Source organism: Bacillus sp. JJ722, from assembly GCF_036963345.1.
Classification (GTDB): domain Bacteria; phylum Bacillota; class Bacilli; order Bacillales; family DSM-1321; genus Bacillus_AD.
Map to the genome: position 1 here is coordinate 1 of NZ_JBALMO010000053.1, position 9,594 is coordinate 9,594.

The following is a 9,594-nucleotide window of genomic DNA, read 5'->3' on the forward strand; positions in this document are numbered from 1 at the left end:
TTTAACTTTTTAATAACATCCTTTTTGTTTTTTTGATTAAATGGCTATTCAAATCATCTCCAAATGAATCGTGTAATTGTTCAAACAACGATATTTCCATCTTTACCAAAAACTTTTCATCCATCTCTTTTTTTATATAACGAACAAAAATAGGATCCCCATTCTTATTGGAGCCGTATTCCACTTTATTTAATCCTGTGTTAGCGGCGTATTGATAAAAGATTATATCATATCTAATACCCTTCTCAGCCTTTATATCTTTAGCTGATAGTAATTTTTTTGGCATGGTTGTGAGTTTTGACTTTACTGGACGATTTTCAAAGTCTTTTGACTTAAATGAATCTATCGTCCACTGTATTTCTTCAGATAAGGTCAATTTCTCTTTGTTCTTCTCGTTGGACTCCTTAATTATGGTCATCAACTCTTTTATTTCCTCAAACTCAAAATCAGTCATATTAAAGCGAATATAAGCCCTACTATAAGTGGTATTATTTAAGAAAAATTCGTGAAAGGATGATAATGAAAACAATATCCGTTTCATATACAACGGATTTGGCTCGTCATGCTCCACAGCATACTTAAGCAGCATGTTACGCGCGACTTGATTAATACGGATATGTTTAACAAATGGTAGTATTTCATTTCGCACATACCGATCTGAGCATTGTAAATACTCTACGATTTCGTCAATGGTAAGGTGATAATCTTCTTCTATCATTCCTTTATACATTAAACATATGTCTTCTACTGACATCCCTCTTCCATGTAACTCTAAAAATGTATCTAATTGATACGTTTTAGGACGATTAGTCGTATTTTCTTCCTTCACTTTTCTCAACTCTTTCTTGATTGATTCCCCTATTTTCTATTCCCAATATATCACAAATATATATTTAGGAAATACTCTAATTACCTGTACAAAAACAAATGTTTTCGTGTAAGAGTTTTGATTTATCAACATTTAATTACTATTATTAGAATATTTTCAGTGTCTTACTAACTTGTTATTGTAAAATATAAATAAGTGTATTTTAGGTTATTACCTAATATATGATAGAACACATTTTATTTAACCATATGAAATAAGCGAAAAGTAGCTCTATAATAGTTCTTTTCTTTAGGAATATCACCTTGAGCCATACCGATTCGGGAAAATGGCTTAAGGTGAAAATGATCTTCTGACAGGTGTGTGAATAGCAAAGGGGATTTAGTCTACTCTCTATAAGGAAAGTATAAACTTTCTATATTTCAGTCATATTTCTATAAGTAGTGAGCAAACGGGGGAAGATAGTGGAATACAAGGTAATTATGAATTTTCAAAATAAAAAGCGATAACCGTATATAACGCTCATCGCTTGAAACCTCAATCTGAGTCAACTGTTGGCTGATAACATTTAATCGTTATTTCTTAAGGGGAGCTATATTTAGGGTATCACTAGTTTTTTCAAGATTAAGTGTGTATGGCGTTTTCTTCATATTTATAAAGCCAAGTAAGTCGTTATTTATTAAAGTATCACCTTCTATTTCGTTTAAAATTCTATAAACTATTTTTATCGGTTCTTCTTCTGCAATATAAGGACTCTTAAGCACAAGAATTTTATCGTTTGGATTAAATCGATAATCTATTGCATCTCTTGTTGTGCGAGTAATCAAGTACGAATTATCAGGAAATATGTACTTTAATTCTATATGAATATCAAGGTTTTTAGTGTCTCCTTCTTGTTTGATTGCAGCTGTTAATTTACCTTCTTCATCAATAGATTCGCCTAAGTATATGATTTTTCCACTTTCATTTTCAAAAATAATCTTTTCTCTCTTTTTCAACGTATAACCAGGAGATAGTACTTCACCAGGAACTTCCGTGTTAGATTCTTCAATTTCTTTTGTAATGTACTCACTTTCATTCTTTGCTTCTTTTGTATTGTCTATTTCTTTTGTATTGTCTATTTCTTTTGTATTGTCTATTTCTTTTGTATCAGTTTTATCACTGCTACAACCTGTCACAAGCAGTAGGATGGCAAATAATATAATTAGCAAATTTTTCTTCATATAATTTCACCTCAATTCAGTATCAGTAATAATATAACATCAATTCCAATTAATACCTACAAAGTTCCCTCCGTTAAAAGTATACATATATATAATCGAAGACGCGATAAACCTGAATTAGTTTACTGATAGAATGTTTAAAAACGCCATTTTGTTTAATTGTTAGACCCTTGTTATTAATGGTTAATAAATGGACTCGTTTTGAATTTTCTAGCACAGTCGATTACCATAACTACTTTAATAAACTTATTTTTAATAAACACGATTATACGATTGGACTACGTTTAGAAACTTTTAAAAAAAAGACTTCATAATGAAGTTAGAAAAACAATGCAAGCAATAGAATACTGTCAAAGTCAAAGTGTTGCGGCTTAATTAAGGAAGAACAGTAAATTAGTTTTCTATTTACTGTTCTTTTTTTTGGAGAGAACACTGATTTTATTTATTGTCAACACAGGCAAACCTCTTACATAATTACCAAAAAATATATACTTTATGAAAAGTATGTTAATGTGGTAGGTAAGTATTTAAAAATGAGGTGTTTTGATTGAAAAAATCAGTTTTTATCATTCTAACTGCTATTGCATTAGGAGTCACATTAACTGGATGCAATGATAATAGTAATGCCAATGATAAGAAAGATGAAGAAACTGTGATTAAGGAAAATAGTTCTCAAGATAGTGAATTTTCAAAGGAAGATCAAGAAATAGCAGCAAGATTAGAAAAAGGTATTATGTTATATGGTGAAGGAGTAAAAGGCGGTAATTATTTAACAACTGTTCATAATGGGTATTCCGAAAAAATTACAATCGAAGAGAAGAAACAGACTATATATAATGTGGTTGTGAATTTATCTGTGAAAAATGTAAGGGATGACAATAAATTAGTAGATGCTACTGAATTAAAATATGAATTACATGACAAAAACAATAAAATTTACAACGGAAAAGTAGTAGCTAAGCTAGAGCCTGTTAGACCAGATGAAACAATAAAAATTAATGTCTTTTTTGAAGTACCTAACATCGATGATTCATATAAGTTTTTTGTGAAAAGCAAAATTGAACCAATTGAACAATATTGGGTCATTGATAATCTTCAAAAATATTAATAAAAGTAACATTTCATTAAGCCTTTACAGACAGTATAAGGCTTTTTATTTTACACTTTTAGTAAACTATAGGATGAAGCTCCTAAAATTCAATCGAGTAGAGGGAAAATAAATCACTTTATTTTCGCCCCTCTCACAACACCGTACGTACGGTTCTCGTATACGGCGTTTCAATTTATATTACAGTGTGTACTCTTAGATAGTGTTCTGAAGCAGAAGGTATTCCCCTCTGCTTTAGTCTTTTGTTTGAAATTGCTCTATGAACAACTTTCGATAATCCTATATATCGGTAGCCTTTTCGACAGAAAGTTAATCCTTTCGCTTCTTCCTCTGGAATTCCTAGTTGAATGAGCGACTTAATTCGTTTTCTGGATACCTTCCATTGCTTCCAGATGATTACTCTGATTCTTGAGCGTAACTTCCCATCTATTCGTTCTGTTGCTTTTTTCATGTTTGCGATTCTGAAGTAATTTACCCATCCGAATATAACTTGTTTTAGTTTCAATATTCGGTAGTCTAACGAAACACCCCAGTTTCGTTTTGTTAGTTTTCGAAGCCTTCTTTGAAATTTCTGTACTGAGATTAGATGTGGTTTCACTTGATATCTATTATTTTTAGAATCGAAGTAATATCCAAATCCTAAGAATTTCAAATCTTTTGGGCGAGCGACTTTACTCTTTTCTGCATTGACCTTCAATCCTAATTTCTCTTCTATAAATCTTACGATTGATGTCATCACTCTGTTCGCGGCTTTCTCGCTCCTCACAAAGATAAGAGCGTCGTCAGCGTATCTCACGAATGGAAGTTCCCTACCTTCTAATTCCTTATCCAGTTCGTTCAGTATAATATTGCTCAGTAGTGGGCTGAGATTGCCTCCTTGCGGAGTTCCAATTGGTGTTTCCGTTCACCATCACTCCACTGACTAAGAACTTTCATATTAAAGAAATCACATCTCCATCTTGTATTGTGTTGGATATGATTCGCATGAGTTTGTCGTGATGGACTGTATCGAAGAATCTTTCAAGGTCAATATCCACTATCCAATCGTATCCATCATTCAGAAATTCCAAGCTTTTTATAATAGCCATCTCACAACTTCTTTTTGGTCTAAAGCCGTAGCTGAATTCACTGAACTGCCCTTCAAATATCGGACTGAGAACTTGATGAATGGCTTGTTGAACTACTCAATCCACTACTGTTGGTATTCCCAATTTGCGCATCATTCCATTTTCTTTTGGGATTTCCACTCTTAAGGCAGCTTGTGGTTGGTATTTTCTTGTTCTGATGCGCTGACGCAACTCATCCTTATTCTCTTTCAAATATTGCTTAAGTTCATTGACTGTTACACCATCAACTCCACTTGCACCTTTATTTTTATATACACGCAAGTAGGCTTCATTCATATTTTGATTACTTAGAATCTGTTCTAAAAGTTCCATACTCGTTTCCCCTTTCCTCTCCATTTTCGACTGTACGACTGTACATCCGCAAGACCTCCCAGGGTAAGACAACCATCTTTCCTCTTTTACTCGCCTGATTTACTCTATAAAGTTACGCACATCTTTTGGACTTTGACTTGTTTAGGAGTCTCATCCCTTCATAGAGCCTAGGTATCAAATTTCTGTTCGTCAAGCCAAGATTTTATTCCACGCTTCCTCTAGCCCTTACCTCACGATAAGTGCCTTGCGCTTCCTTAGTGGTTGGTCGATGTGTACCTCCACAGTGGACTTTCACCACCTAGATAGTTGGCATGCCTGGCACACAAAAAAAAGACTGCTCAATAGCAGCTTTGACATAGCAGCCGGACTATCCCCATCGATACTACCGTTATTTCCATGCATATCGATAAGCTTTAATCCCATCTTCCAATCCTGACTCATACGTGCCATTGCTTCATACACCGAGCTATCTCCATGTGGATGATAGTTACCAATTACAGTACCAACCGTCTTTGCCGACTTACGATATGGCTTATCATATGTGTATACCCGTCCTCTACCATAGCGTAAAGAACACGCCTTTGAACGGGCTTTAACCCATCCCTTGCATCTGGTAGCGCCCTTCTCTGAATTAAGTATTTTGCATATTTACCAAAACGGTCTCCCGTAATTTCACTAATATCTTGTACTTCAATTACTTCTGCCATGTTAGTCAACCCTTTCTGCCTATCCTATAAAAGCAAGTATACCAACATTCAGAACTATCTAAGACACTCCCCTTATCACACCAAAAAAGCAGATGAACTGTAGTCATCTGCTTTGTTTATATGTATGTACCTAAATCCCTAAGCCGCTCATCTAACTTTTCTTTCTTTTCCTTGAGCTTAGGATCACCTCGTAAAGCTACTGATAACAGTGTCTTTACTTGCTTCCTATTATCCGCAATACCATGCTTAACACACAGTACGCAAAAATCTTCTAAAGTATCCTGCTGAATAAGCATACGATTATTTGAAACATCTGAAATAATAGTAAATTTCTCATACTCGATTATTTCACGAATTTCATAGTCATTACTACTAATAATTTCAGCGTTTAGTATTAGTGCTGCAGCTAACGAATGTATCTCCCCCGTATTATTCGTAGTTTTAACTGTTTTCCCATCCGCTTTCTTACGTCTACTTAACTCCCTAAATGCATCTTCCACTAACTTCAGTTGTTCATCATACAGCAATTTTTGTACCATATCTAAACAGTTCGCATCATCCGGGTTAAAAAGCTCCCATGTACCATCCGCAACTAAATGACTTGCAACTGTATATGCCTCAGTCCCATATAACTCATCTAACACCTCTTTATGTATATAAATTGATTCATATACTTTCTGAAGCCAATCAAACATATCAACCTTCTCAACTACATGGGCATACTTAATCATATTCGTATCTATGAATACCTTCCCCTTAATGCTTCCCATCTACATACAACATCCTCTCTATATTTAATTAATCATCATAATCCTCGACCAACTCTTCCTTTCTAACTTCATCCACCCAAGACTCATACAGCTTACTCCCTAGTTTTGGAGAAACATGAGCTAACTTAGTTGAAACCTCCACTACACCTAGTTCTTTATTCTCTATACTCTTTAAGAGTACATCTTCATACTTTTTGAAACTTGAAAAGCGATATGCATCATCTAAAGGACTATGTGATATCCCTAGTTGTTCACGAAGCTCTACCCAGTATTTCTCATTCTTATTTTCTGCTAATAACCCTTTTTTGGATTTATTATCCTTTACTAAGCCTAACTCCACTACCCTCTTAGCTACAGATACATAAGGTGCAGAAGACATATCCGCAATCAGAATAACTTGTTTCTCCATATCCTCCTTCTGCACATCATCCCATAGCAACTTCATTAAAGATGCGGGTAATATCAAAGCCGCTGCAAAACGTTCTGCTGCTCTTTCCTCGTTTATTTTTGCGTCAATTAAGTCTTTGATTTGTAGCACATGCCACAACTCATGAGCAGCCGTAAAATAGCGTTTACGTAAGGATTGGTTTGTATTTAGTGATACATACACCTTCCCCGTCTCCTTATTCGTTATAGTTGCCCCATGATACGATGTATCACTTATGTTTTGATAAATTAATGTTGCAATTTCCTGTAACTTTATCTCCACACTTGCCCCTATGAACACATCTGCCCCGAAATAAGAATTTAACGCCTGTAGAGCAAACGCCTCACCTACGATCTCAGCATGTACTGTACGTAGTTCATCTTTACCCATTGTAGCCCCCCGCCTTTCTCTCATCGATATCTACAATATGTTCATAATCCTCTATAGCAAATAGTAAATATTTTAAACCTTTCTCAGCCTCTTTTGAGGTTAAGTTACCTCTAAATTGAACACTAAAAATTTCTTCCTCCGGATCTTTCATACTAATCAATTCTTTTAAAGATATTCCCATTATGTCAGCAAATTTTTGAATATGTGCCGATTGTACATTCCTGTTCTTATTAAGTATATGACCGACAAGTGATTTACTAACACCCATCTCGTCCGCTAACCATTGCTGTGTTTTTCCGGCTTCCTTCAACCATACGTTTACTTTGTCTACTACCATGTCATTTATGTTCATTTCAATTCCTCCCCAGAAATCTACATCTCTATTATACCCCAACTTTTACCCTTTTGTAGACAAATTTATAATNNAAATTTTTGTAGATTTGTAGATAAAACGACCACAAAAAAGCGGAAAATTTACCCCTCCGCCTGTTGTTTATTACCTTATTTATGCTGTTTTACTTGCTCATCTGCCAGTAATCTTTTTACCCGGTTAATTTCATCCTCTGTGTGGATTGTGCCGCCCGAATTAAACTCAATATACCACTGTAGCACTTCAGAACGTTTCTTTAACCCGTTTATATTAAATAATAACCCGTCCGTTATACTTGGTCTATCCTCATAATCTTTATAGTATGTCCCAAACACTGGAATCTCGTTTCTTACGAAGTGTAAACATGCTGTTAATCTTTGTAATCCGTCAACACATAATAATGTATCCGAGAGATCCCCCTTTTCTCGTCTGTCACCAAACACTGGTGAATTTAAGTAAATAACCCGAGCTGTTTTACCACCTCGTAACAAGAACTCCATATATGCTATCTGTTGAGCCTCTGTCCAAACATGCCCACGCTGAAAGTCAGGATTTAACTCTAGCCCATAGTCCTTTTCATAATCAGCTAACTCCCGCTCCAGGAACGACAACCCTATGTTTATCTCGTAACTCCCTGCTTGTATAAACGGCTTAATATCAGCAAACCTCAATCGAACCACCTCATAAACCTCTAATTTGTGTTTCTTCACTTGATTCTGTAGGTAAAACTGCTGAAGACGTTACCTTCGCCTCAGCTGCCTTCTCTGCTTTTAAGCGTAAGTAACGTCTATAATGCATGAATAACTCTTCTCTTGAAATTGCAAGCTTTGCACGAATAGCTCTTCCGCCATGACCTTCCATATACATTCTTACAGCCACCGCACCTGTCTTATCCTCTTCTGGATTCCATCTACATCTATCCACATCTGCATCTGACATTTTGATCTTTGTACCGCCAAGCTTTTGATATGTTTGATACATAACAGATAACGTTGCCATCTTTGGCTTATCAATCGTATCTAACACAGGCTCTAGATCGCCTTCCTCGTCCGCACGATACACACCCGCATACCACGCTGACAATTTTTGAAGCTTTTTACGTGCTTCCCTGTTTTGCTGTTTTGCATCCTCCGGTGATATACCTAAGCGCTCACGCTCTTTACCTATAATGATTGATACACGTTGCTTTGTAATATCTTTTACCTCACAAATTTCTGTAATAACATAACCTTTAAGATACAACTGCAGCATATCCTCATTCTCAACATCTCAATCAATCATTTTTTGTAGAGCTAGAAAATCATCTGTATCTAGCTCACTTTTAAATTTCCTTCGAACCTTAGGTATTTCATAACCCTCTTTTAAAAATTGATATACGTGTTTACCTGATTTACTCATAGTCGATCCCTGCTTTCTTATCTTTGTAGTTCTTATACTTTTTAACTGAAACTAACCTTACTAGCTGATAAATTACCCGATACATAACCGATATCATCATTAAAAATAGATGTAGCTAACATAATAACGTAACAATTCAACGAGATTTTAGACCCATCACGTTCATTTGTTCTTTGTATAATACTTTGTAGCCATGATTGCAAATAATTTATATATGGGCGACACAAAAACCACAGGTGTTTTATGCACAAGCGGTGCGGATCGAAAAAAAGAAGTGCCTGTCTTACCTAAAGATCAATATCGCTATAACGCTATATCTAATGTAGCTCTCTATTTCAATCATTTTAATTCAGAATTTCATAGTAAGAAGCTAAGATTTTCCGTAACAGAATTCCAAACACAAGGTTTAGAACTCGACACAGCTATTGTCCATTGGGACGATGATCTTTATTTACAAAATGGCACTTGGAAAGGGCAACATTTTCAATACGATGTAAAAGACCCTTTCCAAATAAAACTAAATTCATATCGCGTTATATTAACACGCGGCCGTGACTGTACTATTATTTATATTCCACCTAAACAAATTTTAGATGAAACTTGGAACTTACTGACGAATTATATTGGAATTCCAGTTTTATCATAAGGAGATAAACTACAAAAAGAAAAAAATATCATTGACTATCGTTATTAATAAATCAAAGAAACAAAAACTAGAAATCCCAATACTCTTATATGGCAAACGATATGTTTGACAACGAGTTACCCATAAAAAATTAAAGTGTCAAACTCATATTCAGAGAGCTGGAAAAACCATGTATCAAGGAATTCAAGAGTTGTTTCAGTTCAACACAATATAAGAAATTAGTAATTCATTAGAGAAAATTAGGGGTTTGAAGACTCAATTGATTAGTACAGAAATTTATTATGATAGAG

At 34.9% G+C, this 9,594-nt stretch carries 9 protein-coding genes and 3 pseudogenes; 2 read left to right on the forward strand and 10 right to left on the reverse strand.

Going from position 1 to position 9,594, the window contains the following annotated elements; all coding sequences use genetic code 11:
* Position 1: 1 nt before the first annotated feature.
* Entirely contained in the window at positions 2-829 is an 828-nt protein-coding gene (locus V7014_RS08285) for a hypothetical protein (protein WP_335506057.1), read from the reverse strand.
* 572 nt (positions 830-1,401) lie between these two features.
* Positions 1,402-2,049 (reverse strand): hypothetical protein, encoded by a 648-nt coding sequence (locus tag V7014_RS08290; protein ID WP_335506059.1) that lies wholly within the window; start codon positions 2,047-2,049, stop codon positions 1,402-1,404.
* A 547-nt stretch (positions 2,050-2,596) separates the two neighbouring features.
* Between V7014_RS08290 and V7014_RS08295 the strand changes: the two genes are divergently transcribed.
* On the forward strand, positions 2,597-3,157 hold the full coding sequence (locus tag V7014_RS08295; RefSeq protein WP_335506060.1) for a hypothetical protein: 561 nt from the start codon (positions 2,597-2,599) through the stop codon (positions 3,155-3,157).
* A 175-nt stretch (positions 3,158-3,332) separates the two neighbouring features.
* Here V7014_RS08295 and ltrA read toward each other — a convergent pair.
* The 8 genes and pseudogenes from ltrA to V7014_RS08335 all read right to left on the reverse strand — a co-directional run bounded on the left by ltrA (position 3,333) and on the right by V7014_RS08335 (position 8,658).
* Positions 3,333-4,596 (reverse strand): annotated as a pseudogene (ltrA, locus tag V7014_RS08300) (group II intron reverse transcriptase/maturase).
* A gap of 354 nt (positions 4,597-4,950) precedes the next feature.
* Positions 4,951-5,303 (reverse strand): annotated as a pseudogene (locus V7014_RS08305) (DNA gyrase subunit A); the annotation flags it as partial.
* Between the two features lie 116 nt (positions 5,304-5,419).
* The gene (locus V7014_RS08310; RefSeq protein WP_335506061.1) at positions 5,420-6,073 is read right to left on the reverse strand and encodes a hypothetical protein; all 654 of its coding nucleotides are present in this window, start codon (positions 6,071-6,073) and stop codon (positions 5,420-5,422) included.
* Between the two features lie 28 nt (positions 6,074-6,101).
* Positions 6,102-6,890 carry an ImmA/IrrE family metallo-endopeptidase gene (locus tag V7014_RS08315; protein WP_335506063.1) on the reverse strand — a complete coding sequence of 263 codons (789 nt, stop codon included), beginning with the start codon at positions 6,888-6,890 and terminating at the stop codon, positions 6,102-6,104.
* Positions 6,883-7,242 carry a helix-turn-helix domain-containing protein gene (locus V7014_RS08320; RefSeq protein WP_335506065.1) on the reverse strand — a complete coding sequence of 120 codons (360 nt, stop codon included), beginning with the start codon at positions 7,240-7,242 and terminating at the stop codon, positions 6,883-6,885. Before V7014_RS08320 ends, V7014_RS08315 begins: the two co-directional genes overlap by 8 nt.
* A gap of 149 nt (positions 7,243-7,391) precedes the next feature.
* Positions 7,392-7,931, reverse strand: coding sequence for a DUF262 domain-containing protein (locus tag V7014_RS08325; RefSeq protein WP_335506067.1), 540 nt, complete (start codon positions 7,929-7,931; stop codon positions 7,392-7,394).
* A gap of 10 nt (positions 7,932-7,941) precedes the next feature.
* Positions 7,942-8,511: a hypothetical protein gene (locus V7014_RS08330; protein WP_335506069.1), complete on the reverse strand. Its 570-nt coding sequence runs from the start codon at positions 8,509-8,511 to the stop codon at positions 7,942-7,944.
* Positions 8,512-8,529: 18 nt separating this feature from the next.
* Entirely contained in the window at positions 8,530-8,658 is a 129-nt protein-coding gene (locus tag V7014_RS08335) for a hypothetical protein (RefSeq protein WP_335506071.1), read from the reverse strand.
* 202 nt (positions 8,659-8,860) lie between these two features.
* Between V7014_RS08335 and V7014_RS08340 the strand changes: the two are divergent.
* Positions 8,861-9,304 (forward strand): annotated as a pseudogene (locus V7014_RS08340) (DNA/RNA helicase domain-containing protein); the annotation flags it as partial.
* Positions 9,305-9,594 lie beyond the last annotated feature (290 nt).

Coding starts and splice junctions, on each gene's coding strand:
- V7014_RS08315 (WP_335506063.1), bottom strand. CDS start 6,890: ATGGGTAAAGATGAACTACGTACAGTACATGCTGAGATCGTAGGTGAG.
- V7014_RS08310 (WP_335506061.1), bottom strand. CDS start 6,073: ATGGGAAGCATTAAGGGGAAGGTATTCATAGATACGAATATGATTAAG.
- V7014_RS08320 (WP_335506065.1), bottom strand. CDS start 7,242: ATGAACATAAATGACATGGTAGTAGACAAAGTAAACGTATGGTTGAAG.
- V7014_RS08290 (WP_335506059.1), bottom strand. CDS start 2,049: ATGAAGAAAAATTTGCTAATTATATTATTTGCCATCCTACTGCTTGTG.
- V7014_RS08335 (WP_335506071.1), bottom strand. CDS start 8,658: ATGAGTAAATCAGGTAAACACGTATATCAATTTTTAAAAGAGGGTTAT.
- V7014_RS08330 (WP_335506069.1), bottom strand. CDS start 8,511: ATGCTGCAGTTGTATCTTAAAGGTTATGTTATTACAGAAATTTGTGAG.